Here is a 24,912-nt window from a genome sequence, read left to right on the forward strand (position 1 = left end):
TCGAAATTTTACGTATTTTTAACGACGAAAATCTCGAATGCTAGCTTATGGGCAAAATTACTTTTGGACACCGAATCCAAATAGTCCTTATCATAATACTTTTAACGCTAATATCCTGGAAAGGAAATGAGGCGAAGAACCTGGTAAGTAATCAACTTGAAAATAATACAATGGGAACTAGTTCAATCTCCCTGTTTGAGAACACTTCACCAAATTCCAAAGCTTTCGCTCAGCCTACAGCCAGGACAAAAACTATAACTGTTCAGTTAGGCACTTCTGGTACAGTAACTATCGATGATGATACAGTAGACAATGGCTCTTCTGACCCTGATGGTCAAACTCTTACTTACAGCACGAGCAAGACAACATTCGACTGTGGAGATGTTGGAAATAATACTGTAACCTTAACTGTCACCAATCAAAATAATGAATCTGATTCTGATCCAGCAACTGTCATTGTTGAAGATAATTTAGCGCCAATAGTTCAAACTAAGAATATTACAATCCAGTTAAATGCTTCTGGAAATGCTACTATCACGGCAAATCAGATCGATAATGGCTCGTCAGACAATTGCGGAATTGCCAATATTTCATTAGACCAGACCAGCTTTGACTGCGGGGATGTTGGAACTAAATCGTTAACGCTTACAGTGACTGATGATCATGGAAATTCAGCTACCAAAAATGCAACGGTTACTGTTCAGGATAATATAGATCCTACTGTTAACACTCAAAACATTACGGTGCAGTTAAATGCTTCTGGAAATGCTACTATCACGGCAAGTCAAATCGATAATGGCTCTTCTGATAACTGCGGAATTGCCAATATTTCATTAGACCAGACAAGCTTTGATTGTAATGATGTTGGAAACAATACGGTTGAATTAACAGTGACTGATGATCATGGTAACTCAGCTACTAAAAATGCAACGGTTACTATTCAGGACAACACCAATCCTACAGTAAATACTCAAAACATTACGGTGCAGTTAGATGCCTCCGGAAATGCCAGTATTACAGCTAACGATATTGACAATGGCTCGTCCGACAACTGCGGAATTGCCAATATTTCATTAGACCAGACAAGCTTTGATTGTAATGATGTTGGAAACAATACGGTTCAATTAACAGTGACTGATGATCATGGTAACTCAGCTACCAAAAATGCAACGGTAAGCGTTGAGGATAATATAGATCCTACTGCAAGGACCCGAGATATCACCATTCGACTGGATGCTTCTGGAAACGCCAGTATCACAGCTAACGACATCGATAATGGCTCGTCCGACAACTGCGGAATAGCCAATATTTCATTAGACCAGACAAGCTTTGATTGTAACGATGTTGGAAACAATACGGTTCAATTAACAGTGACTGATGATCATGGTAATTCAGCTTCAGAAACCGCCAGCGTTATAGTTGAAGATAAGGTTGCGCCAATAGTTCAGACTAAGAATATTACCGTAGAGCTAGATGCCTCTGGAAATGTTACTATTGCCGAAGATGCTGTAAATGATAATTCTTCAGACGCATGTGGGGGTCTTTCTTTTGATACCGATATAACTTCTTTCGATTGCGATGATGTTGGCAATAATTCTGTAATACTTACTGTAACTGATGAACATGGTAATTCGGCTTCAGAAAGCGCCAGCGTTATTATTGAAGACAACATCCTTCCGGAACAACCAAACCTTTCAGCTATTACCTGGAAATGTGGTGAAGATATTGTAGAAATACCAACTACCAATGATAATTGTGTAAACAGCATTCAGGGAACAACTACCGATCCTTTGCAGTACGATGCCTTTGGTACTTATACTATAACCTGGACATTTACCGATCCTTCGGGAAATAGTGTTAGTGCAGACCAGAACATTATAATTCCGGAACCTGTTGTTGATGTTCCCTCTGAAGATGGTAGTCATTATTGCAATGAGGAAATAGTAGATGCAATCAATTTCACTGGAAATGACCTGGACAATAAATACTATGAATGGTCTTATAAATCTGAATCAGGCAGTAGCATAGATATTGGGATGAACACTAGTGGTTCCGGCAACATACCATCATTTACGGCTGAAAACAATGGTAGTGAAGTTATAGAAGCAGTATTTACTATAATCCCCTTCGGAAATGGATGCCAGGGCGAATCAGTTAATTTTAGTTTATTTATTGAACCTACTCCTACCATGACCAAACCGGATGACATCGTAGTTTGTGCTGGAGAAAATGTGAGCAGAACAAACTTCCCCAATAGAGTATTTTCAGTATCTGGAAGTACCGTAACCTGGACCAATGATAATACAAGCATTGGTTTATCAGCATCCGGAAACGGTTCAGTTGATAGCTTTACTGCAACTAATAATACGAACGAACCGCTAACCGCAAATATTACAGTAAATCCTTCAGCGAACGGTTGTTCAGGTGTTCCCCAAACTTTTACAATTGAAGTGAAGCCAATTCCTGGATTAGATATCCCGGAAATTCCAGAACTCTGTAATGCTCAAAGTTTTTCTGCAATTCCTTTGAATGGGAATTACAGTGGAATTACTTATGACATTTCAGGAGGTACATCGATAGGTCTTTCAAATAGAACCGGAGTTACCGAAATTCCAGATTTCACCCCGGTAAATAATTCCAACACTATTATTAATTCCACACTCCGAATAATTCCTAAAGCAAACGGATGTATAGGAGAGGTTATAGAAATTCCGGTTTCTGTTAAACCCAGTCCAGCGGTTAACACCACATATACTAACCAAATTTGTTCTGAAGAACAAACTGACCTTTCAATATCAAGTCCAGTAGCAAACACGAGTTATACCTGGACCGTTGATGCACCATCAGCTATAGTAGGGGCTGAAAATGGTAGTTTTGAAATTGCTGACGATAAATTGATTCAGCAACAGTTAGTTAATAATTCTTCTGCACCACAGATAGTTACGTATAGAATTACTCCACAAGCAAATGGTTGTAGCGGAACTACAATTCCTGTTAAAATCACAGTTAATCCAACTCCTGAATTTGAAATAAACTTACCCAATTGTCCTACTTCAGTAGATTTTACCGATTCTGCCGTCAAGAATAATTCTTCCCTGAATTATTCTTACTGGGAAGATGAGGCTGCTACAATAGAAATAAATAATCCTACTGAGCTTTACCTTGGAACTTATTATATAAAAGGTCAAAGCGATGCAGGTTGCGCTCTAATTAAAGAAGTAATTGTTGATAAAGTAAAACCGGTAATTACTAATTTAAACGATTCTCCAACAGAAATTTGTAGTGGTGATGCTTTTGACTTTTTACCTGAAAGCAACCTGGAAGATACCACCATTGACTGGTCCAGAGCAGCAGTTGGAGATAATCCTGCTACTAATTCTTCAGACAGAAACAATATAAATCCGAATGAATCTCTAGTTAATAATTCAAATAATTCTATAACAGCTATATACATATTTACGTTAGAGAAAAACGGCTGTACAAATGATATAGCTGTAGAAGTTGAAGTCGCTCCTGCCCCACAGTTGATTGAAGAAAATATTCAGGATATTTGCAATGGTAGCAGTATAAACTATACACCTCGAAGTTCATTGTCTAATTCTAGTATCAATTGGCGAAGAAATGCCTTTGAAGGAAACTCAGCGTCGTCAGGATCAGGAAATATAGATGAAATTCTTTATAATGATACTGGAGTGGAAATTGGTGTTACTTACTTCATTACGATAACTTCAGCCGAAGGCTGTAGTGTTGAAGAAAGCATAAGTTTTTCCTTACTCTCGGGCCCTAAGGTATCCGCTACATCCTCAAAAAATAATATTTGCGCTGGAGAAACAGTGGACCTTTTTTCTACTTTTGAAGGTGAGCAATCTGTAGATCCAGTTTTATTGGATGAAAATTTTAATGGATCTACAACAAATTGGCAATCAATAAACAACTCTTCGGGCGGAAATCTAGAAAACGCAGCTTGGAAAAAAAGAAACGGTACTCACAATATGAATTACGGAAGTGTAAGATCTGATGGTAGTTCATTTTATATAACAGACAGTGATGCGCAGGGTCAAAATGGAAATACTAGGACTATTTTATTATATAATGAACCTTTAAATACTATAGGATATTCTTCTTTAGAACTTTCTTTTTGGCAAGATTATCGCGATTGGGATAACAATGATAGGGGTCGAGTTCAAGTTTCCACAAATAAATCAGATTGGACAACAGTTGAAACTATTAATGGTTCTGGGCATAGAGATGAAAATACGACAGTGGATTTATCCGGTTTTATTGGGCAGGAAGAGCTTTATATTCGCTTTAATTATAGAGCCAATTGGGGTTATTGGTGGGCAATAGACGACGTTAAAATTACAGGAGAAGGTTCTACTATTCCAGATGTTACCTGGACCTCTTCCACAAATCCAGACTGGACTTCAAATGAACCCAATCCAACAAATATTTCTATTTCAAGAACTACGATATTTACTGCTACTTATACCGATCCTGAAATAGAATGCCCAGGAGTGGGTACTGTAGAAGTAACTGTAAAAGAACCTCTACAACCTGAAATTATTGCTAATTACTGTTCAATAGATCAAACCAATCAAATCCTTCTGTCAGTAGATGGAAATTATGATACTTATAGATGGGTTGTTTCTGGACAAACAATATCAACAGAAGAATCATTACAGGTGAGTCTTGCACAAACCTATACCTTGTATGTCACTAGAGATGGTTGTGAAGCGTCAACATCAATAACACCAAATGAAAACTTGATTACAAATGGTGATTTTGAAAATGGAAATTCAGGCTTTAATACAGTCTATGGTTATGTAGAAGATATTCCGAATTTTCGAAGAGAAATGTATCCTGAAGGTTTATATGCTATTGGAGAAAATGCATACAATTATCACAATAACTTTAGCGGATTAGGTCATGGCGGACGTGGTAATTTTATGATTGTAAATGGAGATCGATCGATAGGTAATATAGTTTGGCAATCTAATACTCTAGATATCATTCCAGAAACAGATTATTATTTCAGCGCCTGGACATCTAATGTAAACCCTGCAAGTCCCGCTCGTTTGAGAATTCAAGTTTTAGTTAATAACTCTGTCGTGGTTGAAAGTAACTTAGGAGACCTTACCAATCAGCCAGTAGGTAATTGGATAAATTTTTATAACCCCGAACTATGGAATTCTGGAAACAACACTCAAGTTGTAGTAAGAATTATAAATGAGAATCCTACGGCAGGTGGTAATGATTTTGGTATAGATGATATCTCTTTTTCAGCCTTTAGATCTTTTGACTTCGAATTCGAACCGGACAACAATGGGCCTGTTTGTGAAAGTGAAACTATCGAATTAGCCGCAAATCTTGATGGTGGTCGCTTACCTATCACTTTTAATTGGACTGGTCCAAATGGATTTAGTCAATCAAAAACCATAACTGAAGAAGGCGAAAGAGATGCAGCAGATACCATCCAACTAAGCAACTCTACAACAGAAATGTCAGGGCAATATACATTGCAAATAACTGATTTTTACGGGTGTAATCTTGAATCTAAATCAACGACGGTAGAAGTGATTCAAAAAGCAATAGTTAATGCAGGAAGCGATATGGAAGTTTGCTCCAGTGAACCACTTGTAAATTTATCTACAGCTACAATTGATCATCCAACTATAAATTCAGGGTTTTGGAGTACTATAGACGGTGACAACTCTAGATTTACCGACCCAAATAATATCAATACGACCTACAATCCTAGTGAAAACGAAATTTCTTCGGGAGAAATTGCATTAGTGTTAACTTCAGATCAAGATGCAGGTGCTATTTGCGCGACTGTTAGCGATACTATAAATATAATCTTCAACATCAGTCCAGAAGTGGAACTAGTATCAAAAAATGTTAGTTGTTTCGGAGGAACTGATGGTAACATTGAAGTCAATATTTTGGAAAATACAGGAACAGGACCATTTACTTATACATGGAGCAATGGACAAACTGGAAAAATAGTCACTAATCTTTCTGCAGGAGATTACTATGTTGAGATCACAGATTCAAAGTCCTGTGCGGTAATATCTGATACCCTCAGCATTTTACAACCGGAAGAACTTCTGGTAGAAAACCCTATACATATGGAAGAGGCTTCTTGTTTCGATGAGTTTGGTACTGTAATAGCTATACCGGTACAAGGTGGACTTTTCGCAGAAGAAATATTAGATGATGAAAATTTTCCTTATATGGTCGAAATCCTGGATAATGCCGGGAATGAGGTTAGTCAAGGGCAAGATCAAATTGACTATGATTTCAATACTCAAAGATTCATTATTTCCGGCCTGCAAGGGGGAATGGGTTATACCTTCTTAATCAGCTCTGGTGAAAATTGTGCAGCAGAAGTCAAGACTCTCACAACGTTAACTCCTCCTGTAATAAATGCTGGTGAAGTCCCAGAAATTTCGGATTGTGGAATAAAAACTGTTTGGTTAGCCGCCACTCCTGTAGATCCTGAAATTGGAATTGGATCCTGGTCTTATAACAATGGAGATGTTACAATGTTAGGAAATCCGAATGATCCAAATTCAAGTTTTACTGGTGAAGCTGGAGAAACATATACCTTAGTTTGGAATGTTTTATCTACAACGAATCCGGACTGTAATGTATTTGACGAAATAGAAGTCACTTTTGCGCCAAATTGTAGCAAACTTAATTTTGACGGCGTAGATGATTATGTAGACGCTGGTAATAATTATTCCATGCGCGGCAGTGATTTTTCAATAGAAGCCTGGGTTAAGCCAAATGCAATTACTGGAATAAACACTATTCTATCAAAACGCGAGGTTGGTAACGATAACTTAGGTTATGATCTATTTATAAACGATGGCACACCAACATTTAGAGTTAGAAGTAGATCTGTCTCCGGAACAAAGAAAATTAATACCGATCGTTGGTATCATATTGCAGGAGTCTATACAGCTAACAAAATGACACTCTATGTAGATGGTATAGAGATTCAAAATAATACAAACAATATCCCAAACGGTTCTGGTAATTTTGATGCACCATTTCTAATAGGTGCAACACATGCACCAGCTGAAGCAAAGCAAACCAAGCAGCATTTTAACGGATTTATCGAGGAAGTGAGAGTATGGGAAAAACCACTATCAAAAGAACACATAAGATTTTTTATGAATCAGAGACTTGACAATTCTGGCTCAAGTGTAACTGGTGAGATCTTAACACAGGACTTAAATCTTCCTAATGCCCCTACGTTAACCAACTCTTCAGATCTTAGAGGTTATTATCAATTATTAGCTAGGGAAAATCTTATATCAACAGGCAAAACTCCCAATCTGGGTTCTGAAGGAACTTCCGCAGATGGATTATTAAAAAATATCCAAATGATGCAGGAAAACACCGCCCCATTGCCATATATACTGAATACAAACAATAACAACTGGTTTGAAAAATCTACCTGGAGACTGCCTTCAACATATGAAGGAATATCAATAAACCGTGTAGATGTTTGGAATTCACCAGGCAGTAAAGGAATCAATGGCGATGCGATCGAATGGAATATTGTACAGTTAAATGGTAATTCGGTTAAGAATCCAGGAACAAATTCTAACGCTAATAAAATCAAATTACTAGCTCTGGAATTGGAAGATGGTAATCTCAATATGGAAGGTAAGTATGAAGAATCAGGGAATGAACTTTTCATATCTCATTATCTTGAACTAGATGGTGCAATTGACCTGAATGGGGAATCGCAACTCATCCAGTCTGAGGGATCTAAAATCTCTGTTTCAAATTCAGGATATTTAGACCGTGATCAACAAGGTACACAGAACAGTTTTAATTATAATTACTGGACTTCCCCGGTTTCCAATCCTTCGGAAGCTGTAAATAGTGGTTTTCATATCGATAATGTTCTTTGGGATGGTTCCACTTCCGAGGCTAAGCCTATCGCATTTGATCCATGGTTCCAGTGGGCTGACGCGAACTACAATGGAAATCTTAGAATTAGTTCTTACTGGTTATATACTTTCCAGGGGACTGTAGACAACTATTTTGAATGGAGTCAGGTTTCAATGGGTAATAAGATTAAAGCGGGTATTGGATATACTATGAAAGGTACTAATGGATACGTACCAGTATCAAACCTCCAGAACTATACCTTTAGAGGTGTACCAAACAATGGAGATATAACGGTTGGAGTAGGAAGCAACCAAAATTTATTGACAGGGAATCCTTATCCTTCAGCTATAGATGCAAATGCATTTATTAATGACAACTTAAATGATTTCAACGGAACTATCTACCTATGGGATCACTTTGGTCCATCCAATTCACATTATTTGGAAGAATATGTAGGTGGTTACGCGATCTATAACCTTTCGGGTGGTGTTGCATCGGCAACATCCAAGGATGCAAGAATAAATAATGATGGATCAAAAAGTTCAAAAAGCAGACCCGGTAGATATATTCCGGTAGCCCAGGGATTCTTTATTAATACTAAAGGTGTATCAAGTCCATCATCAGTTACTTTCAGAAATGCACATAGAGTCTATGCTCCAGAGTATAATAGCGACTCACAATTCCATTCCCAGGAAGAGGATCCGAAGAAATCATCAGAGAATGAGTACGAGGAAGATACCCGTTATAAAATTAGATTAAAATTAGAGTCACCTAAGGGTTACCACCGCCAAATTCTTGTAACCGCAGATGTGAATACTACCGATGGATTTGATCTTGGGTATGATGCGCCCCTCATTGAAAATAATGTAGAAGACCTCTACTGGATGATCGATGAATCTGAATTCATAATTCAGGGAGTTCCCGATTTTAGTGAAGCAAGAGTACTTCCTGTAGGTTTCAAAATTGCAGAAGCTGGTGAGTACACGATCAAAGTCGATGAACTGGAGAATATCCCTAATGATTTCGAAATTTATCTACTGAATACAAAAACCGAAGAATATCATGACCTGATGAAATCTGATTACACAGTAAGTACAGATAGTGTAGGTGTTTTCAATGAAAAATATCAAATTGTATTTCAGAAGATTCAGGAAGAAAATGTTTCCGAAGAAGAAGAGGAAGAAGAAGATGTTTCCGAAGAAGTGGTGGAAGAAAAGCCTGAAGTAGAAGAAGATTCAGACCCAGATTTTCTGGATATGAGATACCTTCGCCAGACAGACGAAATTGCGCTATATAATCCTGATCTTCAGAATATAAATTTTGTAGAGCTTTATAGCGTATCTGGACAGAAGATCATGACCTTCAGTGATATCCCTACGGAAGAATCCATAAGCCTAAGAATTCAACAGAAATTGAGTTCTGCAGTGTATGTAGTAAAGATCTATGTTGGAGAAAAGATCTATTCCAAGAAGGTGATCATTACCAAATAATCTGGCAATTAGCCTTTATATTTCATTGGTAAATAGACTACTTTCTTAGTATCATAGAAGTCTTCTTCAAAATAATCGGACAGCTCAAAGATCTGGGCTGTCCGGTAATCCTGTAATTCTTCTGAAAGATGTCCGCCTTTGAGATACAGAATTCCGTTTTTGAAATCGTGCTTGCTTTCTTTAGCGATCTTACCTTTTACCCAACGAACAAAAGTTGGCATTACTGCTACCGCCCTGCTCACGATAAAATCGTACTGACCTTTCAGATCTTCAACACGCTGATTATAAGTAGTGACATTCTCGAGTCCCAGACCTTCTGAAACCTCATCGACCACTTTAATTTTTTTACCTATAGAATCAACAAGATCAAATCTGGTTTCAGGATGCAAGATTGCCAAAGGTATTCCTGGAAAACCACCGCCGGTTCCAACATCCAGAACTTTTGATCCGGGAAGGAATGCCTGAACCTTTGCTATTCCCAAAGAATGTAAAACGTGGCGAATGTATAATTCGTCAATATCTTTCCTGGACACTACATTAATTTTAAGGTTCCAGTCTTTATATAATTCTTCCAGTTTTTCAAACTTCTGAAGTTGGTCTTCAGTTAAATTTGGGAAATATTTCTTTATTAGTTCCAAAGCATTCAATTTTCAGCAAAAATAGGCATTTTTTTATGTCCATTTTTTCTGAATAAATAGTAGCCGAAAATTTTAATATTATAACTTTGAAATGTTTCCGAAGCTGATGCTACATTGAAATAAAGGAGCATTTTCAGAATCATTAAAAAATTAAAGACATGCAGGAAAAACTATCGAACCGAATTAATGCGATGGCAACATCCCAAACGCTCGCAATGGCAGCGAAAGCCAGAGAATTGAAAGCTGAAGGGAAGGATATTATTGGATTAAGTCTTGGAGAACCAGATTTTAATACTCCAGATTTCATTAAGGATGCCGCAATTCAGGCCATTAATGACAATTACAATTCCTATACGCCGGTCGATGGTTATGTTGAATTAAAGGATGCTATTATCTCTAAATTTAAAAGAGATAATGATCTTACCTATGATCGCTCACAGATTGTTGTCTCTACCGGTGCCAAGCAATCACTGGCCAATGTAGCCATGGTTGTTCTTAATCCTGGAGACGAGGTACTTCTACCCTGCCCTTACTGGGTAAGTTATGCTGAAATTGTAAAACTTGCAGAAGGTGTTCCAGTGGAAGTTCCAACCAGTGTGGAAACCAATTTTAAGATCACTCCAGAACAACTTGAAGCATCCATCACTCCTAAAACTAAGATGATCTGGTATAGCTCTCCGTGTAACCCAAGTGGAATGGTTTACAGCAAAGAAGAATTAAGAGCACTTGCAGATGTACTTAAAAAATATCCGGATATAGTGGTGGTTAGCGATGAGATCTACGAGCATATTAATTTTGTAGGTGATCATGCTTCCATGGCTCAATTCGAAGATATGTATGACCGAACTGTGACTGTGAACGGTGTTTCAAAAGCATTCGCCATGACCGGATGGAGAATCGGGTATATTGGAGCTCCGGCTTACATCGCTCGAGCCTGTAATAAAATGCAGGGACAAATTACCAGTGGTGCGAACTGTATTGCGCAGCGTGCGGTGATCACTGCTCTGGAAGCTCCGGTGAGCAAGATTAGCCATATGATCGATACTTTTAAGTCAAGAAGAAAGCTCATTATTGATCATTTGAATGAGATCGACGGATTTGTTACTACCGAACCTGAGGGTGCGTTTTATGTGTTTCCAAATATTTCGGCCTTCTTCGGAAAGACTATCGATGGTACTAAAGTTGAAAATGCAAGTGACTTTTCGATGTTATTATTAGAAAAAGCGAATGTTGCCACAGTAACTGGTGAAGCTTTTGGAAATCCTGATTGTATTCGTATTTCATACGCTGCAAGTGAAAGTCAGATCGAAGAAGCTATTAAAAGAATAAAAGAAGTATTATCATAATTGCAGTTATGAACAAAACAAAAAAAACCGGCCAAGGCCGGTTTTTTTTGTTCTATAAATTCAGATTATCTGTTACGCCAGAAGAATGGCGTTAATATGATAAGCACAGTAAATAGTTCCAGTCTACCTATGAGCATTAAAAAAGCGGACCACCATTTTCCAAAATCTGATAATATGTCAAAATTGTTTACGGGACTTAAACCTCCAAAAGCTGGGCCTATATTTCCTAATGAAGATGCAGCACCTCCAATAGCCGTTTGAAAATCCAGTCCCATTCCTGCAAATACTACGGCTCCAATGATAAAGGATAGCATATACAATATAAAAAAGCCCAGAATATTAAAAACGATCTCCTTACTAATCGACTTCCCATTGAATCGTACCGGAAGTATCGCATTGGGGTGTAAGGTTCTTTTAAATTCTATGATCCCGTTCTTGATCATGATAATATGACGCATTACTTTCACTCCCCCAGCGGTACTCCCTGCGGAACCACCCAGGAAGAACAATCCGAAATAGAGAATAGTTAGAAAAGGCGTCCACATCGTATAATCGGCAGAAACAAACCCGGTTGTGGTGATCACGGTTAGAACCTGGAACAGAGAATGCCTGAAGGCACTTTCAGCTTCACCCCAAACCATTGGATGCTCGATACTTGAAATTGCAACATCTGCCTGAAAATAAACCACCAGTGCTGAAATTGCCGTAAATCCAAAGATGAAAAACATATACCATTTAAACTCATCATCATGCAGAATTTTTTGCACCTGACCTTTAAAAGCAAAGTAACTCAATACAAAGTTACTACCCGCCAGCAACATGAAGATTATGATGATATACTGAATTACAGGGTTATCGTTCCAGTAAGCTAAACTTGCGTTCTTGGTTGAGAAACCTCCTGTAGATAGTGTGCTGAAGGCATGATTAATGGCATCAAAAAAGGTCATTCCAGCTACCCATAATAGTATAGTTTCCGCAACCGTATATGAAACATAAATGAGCCATAGACGCTTGGCGGTATCTGTAATACGCGGCTTCAATTTATCTGCGCTTGGACCAGGGGACTCAGCAGAGAATAGCTGCATCCCTCCTATTCCAAGCAATGGCAGGATCGCAATGGCTAAAACGATAATTCCCATTCCGCCAATCCAATGAGTCAGACTTCTCCAGAATAGAATACCCTTTGGAATCGCTTCGATATCATTAAGAATGGAGGCACCGGTAGTGGTGTATCCAGACATAGTTTCGAAAAACGCATTTGTAAAAGTTGGTATAGACTCACTAATGAGGTAAGGGAGACTACCACTTAAGGCCATAAAGATCCATCCAAAAGTTACAATAATATAACCTTCTCTTTTCTTTACTTCCTTACTATGCCCACGGGTAGTGAACATGAGCAAGGTCCCCGTAAATAATGTTACAAGAGCAGCAGTTGAAATTTCAAGAGTTACGCCGTCATCATAAATGTAGCTTACAAGGGTTGCTAAAAGCATAAAGCCGCCATTGCACAGCAGCAATAATCCCATCACATGAAGAATTATCTGATAATTCAATCTGGGCATTAGAGGAAAAGTTTTTCTACTTTGTTAATAGATCTCGGTAAACAACAAACCACAATTCTGTCTCCGGGTTTGATTAGAAAGTCACCTAAAGCGATCAAACCTTTGCCATCGCGAATAATTCCGCCAATAATTGCTGAACGTGGGAAATCCAGATCCTTGATCTTTTTATTAGAAACCTGGGAATTCGGTTTTACTATAAACTCCAGAAGTTCGGCATTCATATTATTCAGCTTGGTCATCGCTACAACCTCACCTTTTCTTACATAACGGAAAATATTATTTGCCGCCAGTAGTTTTTTATTAATTAGTGTATCAATTCCAATAGAGTGACTTAGCTGAAAATAATCCATATTCTCGACCAAAGAGATGGTTTTTTTAACACTCTTAGATTTAGCTACAAGGCAGGACATGATATTAGTCTCTGAATTTCCGGTCACCGCAATAAAAGCATCCATATCATGAATGTTTTCTTCTTCAAGTAATTCAACATTACGACCATCGCCGTTGATAATCAAAACATTTGGAAGTTCATCTGCCAGTTCATATGCCTTTTCACGATCTTTCTCTACCAACTTAACGTGAAAATTGTTACGACAAAGATCCTGTGCAGTTTTTCTACCAATCTTACTACCCCCAAGAACCATTATATTCTTAATATCCTGACGGACTTTCCCGGTAAGTTTGTATAATTCCTCAACACCATTTTTTAAGGTGATAAAATAAACCTGATCGCCATCTTTAAATTGTGTATCTCCTCTTGGTATCAACGTATATTGAGTTCCAAATCTCTGAATTGCAATTGGAACAAAATTTAATTCTGGAAATATTTTGGCTGCTTCCTTTACTGTCTTTCCTACAAAGGTCGCAGTTCTGGACAAACTCACACCGATCATAGTTAGTGCGCCCTCCTCAAATTCGTAGCTATCATTGAACGCCGACTGATTCAGAAGCAATTCAATTTCACGCGAAGCTAGAGCTTCCGGAGAAATAAGTTCATCTATGCCGAAACGGGTGAATCCTAGTTCTCCCTGATTTTCGAGATATTCGGTATTTGAAATTCTGGCGATCGTTCTTTTCGCTCCAAGCTGCTTGGCCAGTACACATACGGTAATATTAGTTGCTTCACTTGAGGTCACACTAATTACCATATCTGTATGTTTCACCTGCGCATCTTTTAATATTCTGATGGAACTGGCATCGCCTTTAATAGTCCTAATATCCAGGTGAGTATCAGCATAAGCAAGATTATCTCTATTTGGGTCAATTAGCGTAATATCCTGAGATTCAAAGGAAAGTAATTTAGCTAAATGAAATCCTACTTCACCTGCGCCGGCGATAATTATTTTCATATAACAGCTTCAAATTGTGAAAACAAAGTTAAGTTATTTTGCAGAAAGGAAAAATCTCTTTTCAGAGATAAATAATCGGCTAATATCCTTTATTTTCCACATATCAGTTATCTTTGAAGCAAATTTCACCTATGAGTAAGAAAGTGACTCCATATAAAGACTCGCAGCTCACCAAAAAAAAGCAGGTAGAACAAATGTTCGACAATATATCTGACAACTATGATGGGCTAAACAGGGTTATTTCTATGGGAACCGATGTAAGCTGGCGAAAAAAGGTTGTTGCTGCAGTTGCTGCCACAAATCCTGATAGTATTCTTGATATTGCTACTGGAACTGGCGATCTGGCTATTCAAATGGCGAATACTGGGGCGAACAGAATTGTTGGTCTTGATCTATCTGACGGAATGTTAAGTGTAGGTCGAAAAAAGATAGCCGCTAAAGAGTTGGATGTTGAAATCGAAATGATTCAGGGGGATTCTGAAAATTTACCATTTGAAGCTGATAGTTTTGATGCAATTACTGTGGCCTTTGGGGTTCGAAATTTTGAAAACCTAGAACTCGGACTATCAGAAATATTTCGTGTATTAAAGCCTGGTGGTATTTTCGTGGTTCTGGAAACCTCAGTTCCAACAAGATTTCCATTTAAACAAGGCTATAAGATATATTCATCCATGATACTACCGGCTATAGGAAAGTTATTTTCGAAGGACAAGGATGCCTACTCCTACCTAAGCGAAAGTGCTGCAAGTTTTCCATATGGTAAGGAGTTCAACAATATTTTGTCGAAAACCGGGTTTACTAATGTGAGAGACTTACCTCAAACTCTGGGAGTCTCCACCATATACATTGCTTCAAAGTAGATACATGAAGAAATTTTTTATAATTGCCCTTTTTCTATTCATTTCAAATGCATCTTTTGCCCAGTTATTTTCAGGTGAGAGCGTGGTAAACCAACCTAATATTGATATCGCTCGATGGTCATGGGGTTATTTTCTAGGCTTTAATAGCTATGATTTTGATTTTGACTACATCGATTACAATTCAAATCCCGTAACAGGTCAGGATTTTAGAATTGGAACTAGAACTGGTTTTAACGTAGGATTAGTTGGAAATTTGAAGCTAACAGAGAATTTAGATCTTAGGTTAGAACCTGGTGTAAATTTCAATACCAGAGATTTTCAGGCTCTGAAAGCAGATGAAAATACATACAGAGAAATAAGCGCTACTTATGTTCATATACCACTCTTGCTAAAGTTCAACGCTAACAGGCTTAATAACTTCAGGCCTTTTGTGACCGGTGGTCTTTCTACTTCGATAAATCTAAGTAGCAATGAGAATAATCCTGATGACAATTCTGCTGGGCAATTCCGCATGAAAACTAATACGTATTATTATGAGATTGGATTCGGTATAGATTTATATTTATATTACTTCAAACTAACACCTTCAATTAGAGGAGTTTTCGCTATTAATGACGAATTAGTAAGGGACGAAGACCCTAATAGCATATATACTGGTAATGTAGACTCTATGTCCTCAAGAGCAGTTTTTATCAACTTCACTTTCCAATAGACTCCTGTCTTCGGAATTCAGCGAGGGTAATAGCCGTTGCCGTTGCAACATTAAGACTTTCAGTATTTTGTTCCTCCCCATATTGCGGAATACTTATCTTATGATTGACTAATTTCTGAATTTCAGAAGAAATACCATTTGCCTCATTTCCGAAGATGACAAAACTTTCTGAGTCTAACGCACTTTGATAAATATCGGACCCTTCTAAAAGCGTTCCATATATGGGGATAGATTGTTTTTCAGAAATGAATTCATGCAAGTCTGTATATACAATATTAATACGCGACAAAGAACCCATACTGGCCTGTACTACTTTGGAATTAAAACAGCCTACAGTATCTCTGGAACATATAAGATCTGTGATCCCGAACCAATCGCAAAGCCTAATGATCGTCCCCAGATTTCCAGGGTCTCGAACACCATCCAAAACAACCTTCAATCCATTTTCTGCTACCGGTAAGTCTTCTCGCATTCTAAAAACTGCAAGATAATCCGGAGCCGTAGTCAGGGAACTTATCTTGGCCAAATCGGTTGAGTTCGCCTCAAAGAAATCGAGCTCGTTAACCTCTTCTAAATTACCTGAGCCAAACAAAGCATATAACTCAAAATCAGATCTTAAAAACTCCTTTACACCTTTAATTCCTTCAACGATAAATAGCTTTTCACGAAGCCTGTGCTTTTTTTGAGAAAGACTTTTTATTAACTTAATCTGGCTTTTGCTTACCATACAAAAAATGTATTTTTGAGCCCTAATCGATTATACTTGACACGGCTTCTCGCAAAAATATTATTATTTTTTTTAACGACTGTTCTTATCCTTAGCTGTAATGCTGTAAAAAGATTAGAAGCCGATGAAAATCTATTGGTTAAAAACGAAATCTTTGCCAATGACGAACTAGTCAAGGATTCTCGAATTAAGAATCAGCTTTACCAGGAGCCTAATACCAAACTATTAGGTTTTCCGCTTAGACTGCATTTCTACAATTTAGCACGACCTGAAATTGACAACATCCTTACAGAGAAATTTCTTGAGAACGAATCCAGAAGAAAACGTCTTACAGCAATACTATCCAAAAAACAATTTGATCAATATATATATTCCAAAAAAGAGTTTAACCAGTGGATCAAAAGAACTGGAGAAGCACCTGTAGTTCTAAATAAAGAGCAGGCAGATAAATCAGTTAACAGGTTGAAATCCTGGTACTGGAATAATGGATGGTTCAATGTGGAAGCAGACTACAAGGTGTTGCCTATAGAAAATAAAGATAAACGGGCTAAAGTAGAATACTATGTCAAACCTGGAAAGCCTTACACGCTAGACTCGCTTACTACAGAAATTGCTTCACCAGCTCTGGATAGTCTTTACCAGTCTAATAAATCTGAAAGTGAGATCATAGCCGGTACGCAGTACAATACTTTAGATTTCAACGAAGAAAGAGATAGATTATCAGACCTTTTCAGAAATAATGGAGTGTATAATTTTGACCAGGAATATATTAGTTTCGACGCAGATACTGTCGATACAAACCATAAGCTAAACACTACTCTAATCATCAAGAATGAGCGGAATAACATAGGAGACAGTATAACTAGAACCCCTTTTAAAATCCACACGATAAGTAAAGTAAAGATCTTTACGGATTATAGTTTCGCTAACCGAAATATGCCAATTTTGGACAGTGCTACTTATCGACGGTATGAGCTGTTTAGTTTTGAAGAAATGCGGTATAAGCCAGAAGCTGTCACCGATGCTGTTTTTATAAGACCCGGTATGATCTATCGTGATCTTGACCGAACAAGAACCTATAACAGACTAAATTCACTGCGAGTTTTTAAGTATCCCAATATTCAGTATACTCCAGATCCTTCAGATAGCACTAACACAAAACTGATCTCTAATATATTTCTAAGTCCGCTTCCAAAGTATTCGCTTGGTTTCGATTTTGATGTTTCTCAAAGTAATATTCAGAAATTCGGAATTGGATTTGGAGGTTCATTCCTGATCAGGAATATTTTTGGCGGACTGGAGAACCTTGAATTATCTGGTCGCGGTAGTATAGCTTCTTCTACAGATGCGGCAGCAAGTGCAGATAAAGACCGTTTTTTCGATATTACTGAAGTTGGTGCCGATTTGAAATTAACCCTTCCGAGGATATTTTTACCTATAGATACGGAAAGGCTTATTAAGAAATACATGGCACCTTTTACCAGTATGAGTCTTGGGTTTAGTTCCCAGAGAAATATTGGTCTGGATAAGCAAACATTTTCAGGGATTCTGAATTATAACTGGAATCCATCCAAACAGCTTACTAACAGCCTCGATTTACTCAATATCCAATACGTTAGAAATTTAAATACTGAAAACTACTTCAATGTATATCGGAATTCATTTGAAGAATTAAATTCTATTGCGCAGCGAAGTAATTTTAACTTCAGCACTCCTGGAAGTGATCTGCAAATTCCTGAAGAAGCCGATGGATTTATAGATTACGTCATCAACGAAGACAGACCCAATACAGGTTTGGAGAATGAAGACTACTTGAATACACTGGACATTTACGAACGTAAGCTGAGACTTACTCAAAATAACCTGATCTTCGCTTCCAGTTATACTTATTTATGGAATACACGGGAAAGCCTTTACGATAAGGAGTTCTCGCGTTTTCGATTTAAGCTGGAAACTGCAGGAAACGTGTTATCAGCACTATCTAATGTTTTTAATTATCCCGAAAATGACCAGGGAAATGAGAAAGTTTTAGGGGTAGCATATTCCCAATATGTCAAAACTGAATTGGATTTCATCAAACATTGGGATCTTGGGAACGATCAGATATTTGCAGTTCGTGCTTTTGGAGGAATTGCCATACCTTATGGTAATGCAAATGATATTCCAATCACCAAGACATTCTTTGCTGGTGGACCTAATGACAATCGTGCGTGGCAGGCATACGATCTTGGTCCAGGTAGCAGCGGAAGTATTTTAGAGTTTAATGAAGCAAACCTGAAACTTGCCTTCAACGGAGAATATCGCTTCAGGATTTTTGACCAGTTTAAAGGTGCATTATTCGTGGATGTGGGAAATATCTGGAACGTTCTTGACTCCAGAACTTCAGAAGATGTAGTATTTGAGCAGTTTTCAGATCTTGAAGAATTAGCTGTTGGTAGTGGATTTGGTCTTCGGTATGACTTTAACTTTTTTGTCTTAAGATTTGATATAGGCTTCAAAACTCACGATCCGGGACAACCTGAAGGAAATCGATGGTTTCAGGAGTATAATTTTAACCATGCTGTTTACAACGTAGGAATCAATTATCCTTTCTAAGCCAGTTTATTTTCTTATTTTTGTGAACCTAATCAACTAAAAGTTATGAGTCACAATATCAAACCGGGCGTTGCCACTGGAAAAGAAGTTCAGGAGATTTTTAATTATGCAAAAGAGAAAGGCTTTGCCCTTCCTGCTGTAAACGTAATTGGATCAAGTAGTGTGAATGCTGTTCTGGAAACGGCTGCTGAATTAAATTCCCCTGTTATTATCCAATTTTCTAATGGTGGTGCGCAATTTAACGCTGGTAAAGGATTGTCGAATGAAGGAGAACAGGCTGCAATTGCCGGTGGAGTTGCTGGTGCCAAGCATGTGCACGAAATGGCAAAGCTTTACGGAGTACCAGTGATCATGCATACAGATCACTGTGCTAAAAAATTGCTTCCGTGGATCGACGGACTTTTAGATGCCAGTGAAAAACACTACGAACAATTTGGCAAACCTCTATACAGTTCTCATATGATAGATCTTTCCGAAGAACCTTTGGAAGAGAACATGGAGATCTGTAAAAAATATCTTGAGAGAATGTCCAAAATGGGAATGACTCTGGAGATCGAACTTGGAATTACAGGTGGTGAGGAAGATGGAGTAGACAACTCTGATGTTGATGCTTCCAAACTTTATACTCAGCCAGAAGAAGTTGCTTATGCTTATGAAGAATTAAGTAAAGTGAGTGATCAATTCACTATTGCTGCAGCTTTTGGAAATGTTCACGGTGTTTACAAACCAGGAAATGTGAAGTTGACTCCGAAGATCCTGAAGAATTCTCAGGCATATATCACCAAAAAATATAACGTAGAAGAAAATCATATTGATTTCGTTTTCCATGGTGGAAGTGGTTCTACAGTAGAAGAAATTCGTGAAGCTATTGGTTATGGTGTGATCAAAATGAATATTGATACCGATCTTCAATATGCATACCTGGAAGGAATTCGTGATTACATGGGATCTAAAAAAGATTACCTGGCTACACAAATTGGAAATCCTGATGGGGACGATGTACCTAACAAGAAATATTACGATCCACGTAAATGGGTTAGAGAGGGTGAATTAACTTTCAAGACTCGTTTAAAGAAAGCTTTTGAAGACCTTAATAACGTAAATACATTATAAATAATTTTTCAAAACAGTCTTTTTCTTCGGAATCAGACTGTTTTTTATTGCCATAAATTTGACAAACCTGACGATTAAAATTTGAAAGAAATGGCTTGGTTTAAAAGAACACAAAAAGGGATTCAAACTCCTACTGAAGATAAGAAAGATGTCCCTAAAGGCTTGTGGTACAAGTCACCAACCGGGAAGATCGTAGATGCTGAACAATTGGAAAGCAATTTTTATGTAAGTCCGGAGGATGGATACCACGTAAGAATTGGTAGCAATGAGTATTTCAAAATTCTCTTTGATGACAACAATTTCAAGGAACTTGATAAGAATGTTACTTCCAAGGATCCTTTAAATTTTGAGGATACTAAGAAATATACAGACAGACTTAAAGCTGCGCAGGAAAAGACTGGTTTAACAGATGCAGTACGAACTGCTGTTGGAAAATCAAAAGGAAAAGACCTTGTGATCGCTTGTATGGATTTTAAATTCATTGGTGGATCTATGGGTTCTGTTGTAGGAGAAAAAATTGCTCGAGCAGCAGATTATGCACTACAGAATAAAATTCCGTTTATGATCATTTCCAAGTCTGGAGGTGCCAGAATGCAGGAAGCTGCACTTTCTTTGATGCAACTTGCAAAGACTTCAGTGAAGTTAGCGCAACTTGCCAATGCACAGATTCCTTATATATCCCTTGCTACAGATCCTACTACTGGAGGAACTACGGCGAGTTTCGCTATGTTAGGAGATATTAATATTTCTGAACCAGGAGCTCTAATAGGATTTGCAGGACCAAGAGTTGTAAAGGATACGACCGGTAAAGATCTTCCAAAGGATTTCCAGACTTCAGAATTTCTTAAAGAAAAAGGGTTTTTAGACTTTATCACACATAGATCTGAATTAAAAAATAAGGTGAATTTATACCTTGATCTAATTCAGAATCAACCAGTGAGAAAATAGGTAGACATTTCAGTTTACAGAACAAAAAAACGACCTGATTTCTCAGGTCGTTTTTTTTTGTTTCTGTACTTCAGCATTAATCGATCTTTCCTGAAACATGATCTTCTCTAACTTCTGGATCACGATACTTGCAACAATCATCAAGCTTAGCATAAGCTTCATCTGTAGCTTTCAAGTGATCAAGGTCATGACCAGCCTCTAAAATATTACCTTGAATCGTTTTAAGATCTGTTTTATTTTCATTGAAGATCAACTGTAATTCCTGAGTTTCTAAGTTCCAATCGGCAAATTTCACACCCTTCGATGTTATACCTGCTTTCTCGATTCTATCCTTGCACATCATACAAACACCATCCACTTGAAAAGATGCCTTTGCATTGCGATCCTGAGCAAACATGCTGGTAGAACCTATCATAAAAATTAATAATAGTAAATATTTCATATTCTTCTGTTTAATTCAATTTAAATCTAAAACCTGCATAGTATAAATTACCAAAAACGGGACCATAAACAAGGGTTGAGTCAAAATAATCTCCAAAAGGATCTTCCGCAGCAAGAATTGGTCGATCCTGTCTAACATTTGTAATATTTTCTCCTCCGATATAAACCTCGAATCTACCTGAAAAAACCCTGGTTATTTGTGCGTTTACTGTACTTAATGATGGTGAATATTCTCCTACCTGGAACTCCTCCGGATTTGTGGCTGTAGACGGAAATCGTTGTTCCCCCAGCCAATTATAGGTAGCGTCAAATTTCCACTGACTATTATTTTTTATTTCGGTCTCATAAGAAAGATTCGCAAAGACTCTATGTTCTGGGATAAGAGGTTTGATTTTAGTTCCAGTCTGGTACTTAGTTTTTACATCGTAAAATTTATAAGCCATTCTTAGATCGAGGCGCTCTGCAGGATTGTAGCTCAATTCAGCCTGAAAACTGTTAGCATAGCTATCTCCTTTCAGATTATAAAAACTTATTTCCTGTGGGTTTTCCCAATCGACGACCACCTGGTTCTGAAAGTCTGTACGATAATAATCAAAGATCAGCTCTGCTTTTCTACTGAAAATATTGAAACCCTGCATATATGAAATTCCGTAATTCCAGGCGATCTCAGGATCCAAACCATAAATATCTCCGCTGGAACTTCTTTGAATATTGATCTCCCGGGAAGATGCGAATAGGTTTTGATTTTCAGCAAATATATTAGCAGCACGTTTACCACGACCAAATGATGCTCTCAACGCCGATTTAGCCCATGGTCGATACCTCGCATGAACTCTAGGAGTAAGAAAGAAGCCAAGCCGGTTATGATAATCTGCACGCACTCCTGCGGTAAGATTAAGCTTGTCCATATCGTCAAAGTTATACTCGAAAAAACCACCTACAGAATTATCTTTACGAACGTAATCTGTATCTTCTACCAGCTCATTATAAGAATCCTGAGTAAAATCAAGACCAGTTTTGATCTTATGTCTGGAGTCACTAATAATACTATTATAGATAATGTTGGAATAAATGCTATTCTGCTCAATATCATAAACTCTTAGACCAAAATAGGAATCCTGCTTATGATTACTCACCGCTAATTGCATTCCAATACTCTGCCATGGAAGATCTGGATTTACATATCCTAGTTTTCCTGAAAACTCATAGCGCTGTGTATTGATCTCACTTCCCCAGGCATTTGTGGTAAGTTTATCTGTTTCAGGATCAAAATCGAGCTCTCCGGTTTGCTTCTCATCATTAAGATAGCGGAAATTCATAAAAGCTACGATCCCGTTCTCATTATCGATATATTGCCAGCGATTCATTAAATTGATCTGATTATACATAGGCATGTCCAGGAAGTTGTCGTTATTGACATCATGCTCTTCCTGTTGCGAGTTTCCGTGTACAAAGATACCGGTACTCCACTTCTTATTCAGCTGAGTATTATAATGAGTGTTAAGTTCAAGGCGCTTACTGCTGGCACCATAAAGGTTTACAAATAGTTTATCTGAATTTGCAGGTTTCTGAAGTTCTGCGTTGATCTGGCCGGCAATACTTTCATAACCATTAATCACACTACCCGCTCCTTTCGTAATCTGAATACTCTCCACCCAAGTTCCCGGTGTGAAGGAAAGTCCGTAAGCCTGAGCCGCTCCTCTTACTGACGGAATATTTTCGGTAGCAATCAATATATAAGGACTGGTTAATCCCAGCATCTTTATTTGCCGGGTTCCCGAAATGGCATCGGCAAAGTTTACGTCTATAGAAGGATTGGTTTCAAAACTTTCAGACAGGTTACAACAAGCTGCTTTTAAAAGTTCATCACTGCTAATATTCATGACATTCGTAGACTCCAGATAGGATCTAGATGTCGCTTTTTTACGAGAAACCAGGTCTACTTCATCAAGGTTTGCTGAAGGACTTAGTTCATGAATAAAATTATCCCGTTTGTTCTTTATACTAAGAGTATCTGATTTATAGCCCATAAAACTAATGATCAGCTTATTGTATTCTTTCTTATATGGAATTGAAAATTCACCGTTAAAGTCGGTTATGGTTCCAACTTCGGAATTTAGCCAGTACACATTGGCTCCGGGAACAGGCATTTCTGTTCCCAGTTCCTGTACTTTACCACTGAAAGTTTCCTGTGAAAAGATTACCGCAGGGAGTAGTAATAATATGAGAGATTGTATGATTTTCATCAATTGAATTTTGATTTTTGATAATAATTAAAGTACCCTCCGCCAGTCTTTCTGCGGAAAGTGATAATTCTATTAAAAATCTAAATTCAGATTAAATATACCTGATAGCATGACTGAAGGTCAAAGCTAATAGTAGGTGGATCGTAATGAAGTGCATTTTCCGGGCTTATAGATTCCGGTTGAAAGAGTGAAAAGAAAGCGTTGCCAAATGCAACAAGAAAGACCTGTTGATTTACATCCAGATCGTCGATTTTTTTAACTGTTGTAATGTCCTGCCCTTCCAGTACATCAACAACATCCTTACAACAGCCAGATTCAGAAGGAATGTTATCCTTAGCATCTAAACAACCTGGGCATTTCTCCAATTCAGCAAAAACGGAAGTATCAACCAGTCGCTCACCACAGAAATGCTTTTCAATAGCGAATGAATTAGTAGTTACCAGCACTAATAGAGCTAGCAGGGATATTAGAATTTTATGAGGAAATGCAATTTTCACTTTGCAAAAATATGAATTTTGATTGAGTCTATAAATTTAAAACCTAATACATACGGAATAAAAAATAAATGATATCTTTGCCGTCTGACAGAAATGCTGTCAATACATAAAAATCATTTAAATAATATTGGAATGTATCTAGCAAAAGAAAGAAAAGAAGAGATCTTCGAAAAACACGGTAAATCAAAAAATGATACCGGTTCAGCAGAAGGACAAATCGCATTATTTACTTACAGAATTGCTCACCTATCTGAGCACCTGAAGAAAAACCGTAAGGATTTTAATTCAGAGCGTTCGCTAGTAAAGCTTGTTGGTAAAAGAAGAAGCTTACTTGATTACTTAATGAAAAAGGATATCATGAGATATCGTGCAATCATTAAGGAACTTGGACTAAGAAAATAATTTTCAGGGGGCTTTATGCCCCCTTTTTTTATATCTTGATACAACCTGTTATAGGTTGCTTAAAATTGTCGCCCAGGG

At 37.7% G+C, this 24,912-nt stretch carries 15 protein-coding genes; 8 read left to right on the forward strand and 7 right to left on the reverse strand.

Features of this window, described 5'->3' with window-relative positions; translation table 11 throughout:
* The first annotated feature begins 47 nt into the window (after positions 1-47).
* Positions 48-9,398 (forward strand): LamG-like jellyroll fold domain-containing protein, encoded by a 9,351-nt coding sequence (locus ABVM50_RS00925; protein ID WP_405199562.1) that lies wholly within the window; start codon positions 48-50, stop codon positions 9,396-9,398.
* Between the two features lie 8 nt (positions 9,399-9,406).
* Here ABVM50_RS00925 and rsmG read toward each other — a convergent pair whose 3' ends face one another.
* Positions 9,407-10,036 (reverse strand): 16S rRNA (guanine(527)-N(7))-methyltransferase RsmG, encoded by a 630-nt coding sequence (gene rsmG, locus ABVM50_RS00930; RefSeq protein WP_405199563.1) that lies wholly within the window; start codon positions 10,034-10,036, stop codon positions 9,407-9,409.
* A 158-nt stretch (positions 10,037-10,194) separates the two neighbouring features.
* Here rsmG and ABVM50_RS00935 point away from each other — a divergent pair, with 158 nt between their 5' ends.
* The gene (locus ABVM50_RS00935; protein WP_405199564.1) at positions 10,195-11,382 is read left to right on the forward strand and encodes a pyridoxal phosphate-dependent aminotransferase; all 1,188 of its coding nucleotides are present in this window, start codon (positions 10,195-10,197) and stop codon (positions 11,380-11,382) included.
* Positions 11,383-11,447: 65 nt separating this feature from the next.
* On the opposite strand, the gene ABVM50_RS00940 is transcribed toward ABVM50_RS00935, so the two are convergent.
* Positions 11,448-12,944 carry a TrkH family potassium uptake protein gene (locus ABVM50_RS00940; protein ID WP_405199565.1) on the reverse strand — a complete coding sequence of 499 codons (1,497 nt, stop codon included), beginning with the start codon at positions 12,942-12,944 and terminating at the stop codon, positions 11,448-11,450.
* Positions 12,944-14,293 carry a Trk system potassium transporter TrkA gene (trkA, locus tag ABVM50_RS00945; protein ID WP_405199566.1) on the reverse strand — a complete coding sequence of 450 codons (1,350 nt, stop codon included), beginning with the start codon at positions 14,291-14,293 and terminating at the stop codon, positions 12,944-12,946. The genes ABVM50_RS00940 and trkA overlap by 1 nt, the downstream gene beginning before the upstream one ends.
* A gap of 131 nt (positions 14,294-14,424) precedes the next feature.
* Between trkA and ubiE the strand changes: the two genes are divergently transcribed.
* Both ubiE and ABVM50_RS00955 read left to right on the forward strand, forming a co-directional pair.
* Positions 14,425-15,153 carry a bifunctional demethylmenaquinone methyltransferase/2-methoxy-6-polyprenyl-1,4-benzoquinol methylase UbiE gene (gene ubiE / locus ABVM50_RS00950; RefSeq protein ID WP_405199567.1) on the forward strand — a complete coding sequence of 243 codons (729 nt, stop codon included), beginning with the start codon at positions 14,425-14,427 and terminating at the stop codon, positions 15,151-15,153.
* 4 nt (positions 15,154-15,157) lie between these two features.
* Positions 15,158-15,865: a porin family protein gene (locus ABVM50_RS00955; protein ID WP_405199568.1), complete on the forward strand. Its 708-nt coding sequence runs from the start codon at positions 15,158-15,160 to the stop codon at positions 15,863-15,865.
* Here the strand turns inward: ABVM50_RS00955 and ABVM50_RS00960 are convergent.
* Positions 15,852-16,592 carry a TrmH family RNA methyltransferase gene (locus ABVM50_RS00960; RefSeq protein WP_405199569.1) on the reverse strand — a complete coding sequence of 247 codons (741 nt, stop codon included), beginning with the start codon at positions 16,590-16,592 and terminating at the stop codon, positions 15,852-15,854. The genes ABVM50_RS00955 and ABVM50_RS00960 overlap by 14 nt on opposite strands.
* Positions 16,593-16,727: 135 nt before the next feature.
* Here ABVM50_RS00960 and ABVM50_RS00965 point away from each other — a divergent pair, with 135 nt between their 5' ends.
* The 3 genes from ABVM50_RS00965 (at position 16,728) to accD (ending at position 21,248) form a co-directional block, all read left to right on the forward strand.
* Positions 16,728-19,187 (forward strand): BamA/TamA family outer membrane protein, encoded by a 2,460-nt coding sequence (locus ABVM50_RS00965; protein ID WP_405199570.1) that lies wholly within the window; start codon positions 16,728-16,730, stop codon positions 19,185-19,187.
* A gap of 45 nt (positions 19,188-19,232) precedes the next feature.
* The gene (gene fbaA / locus ABVM50_RS00970; RefSeq protein WP_141878548.1) at positions 19,233-20,300 is read left to right on the forward strand and encodes a class II fructose-bisphosphate aldolase; all 1,068 of its coding nucleotides are present in this window, start codon (positions 19,233-19,235) and stop codon (positions 20,298-20,300) included.
* 90 nt (positions 20,301-20,390) lie between these two features.
* On the forward strand, positions 20,391-21,248 hold the full coding sequence (accD, locus tag ABVM50_RS00975) for an acetyl-CoA carboxylase, carboxyltransferase subunit beta (protein WP_405199571.1): 858 nt from the start codon (positions 20,391-20,393) through the stop codon (positions 21,246-21,248).
* Between the two features lie 76 nt (positions 21,249-21,324).
* Here the strand turns inward: accD and ABVM50_RS00980 are convergent, their stop codons facing one another.
* The 3 genes from ABVM50_RS00980 to ABVM50_RS00990 all read right to left on the reverse strand — a co-directional run bounded on the left by ABVM50_RS00980 (position 21,325) and on the right by ABVM50_RS00990 (position 24,432).
* A complete protein-coding gene (locus tag ABVM50_RS00980; RefSeq protein WP_405199572.1) occupies positions 21,325-21,690 on the reverse strand; it encodes a heavy-metal-associated domain-containing protein in 366 nt (121 codons plus the stop codon).
* 10 nt (positions 21,691-21,700) lie between these two features.
* Positions 21,701-23,935: a TonB-dependent receptor gene (locus tag ABVM50_RS00985; protein WP_405199573.1), complete on the reverse strand. Its 2,235-nt coding sequence runs from the start codon at positions 23,933-23,935 to the stop codon at positions 21,701-21,703.
* A gap of 86 nt (positions 23,936-24,021) precedes the next feature.
* On the reverse strand, positions 24,022-24,432 hold the full coding sequence (locus ABVM50_RS00990; protein ID WP_405199574.1) for an HYC_CC_PP family protein: 411 nt from the start codon (positions 24,430-24,432) through the stop codon (positions 24,022-24,024).
* Between the two features lie 132 nt (positions 24,433-24,564).
* Between ABVM50_RS00990 and rpsO the strand changes: the two genes are divergently transcribed.
* Positions 24,565-24,834, forward strand: coding sequence for a 30S ribosomal protein S15 (gene rpsO / locus ABVM50_RS00995; protein ID WP_141878553.1), 270 nt, complete (start codon positions 24,565-24,567; stop codon positions 24,832-24,834).
* Positions 24,835-24,912 lie beyond the last annotated feature (78 nt).

It is taken from the genome of Christiangramia sp. LLG6405-1, assembly GCF_045055805.1.
In the GTDB taxonomy this organism is placed as follows: domain Bacteria; phylum Bacteroidota; class Bacteroidia; order Flavobacteriales; family Flavobacteriaceae; genus Christiangramia.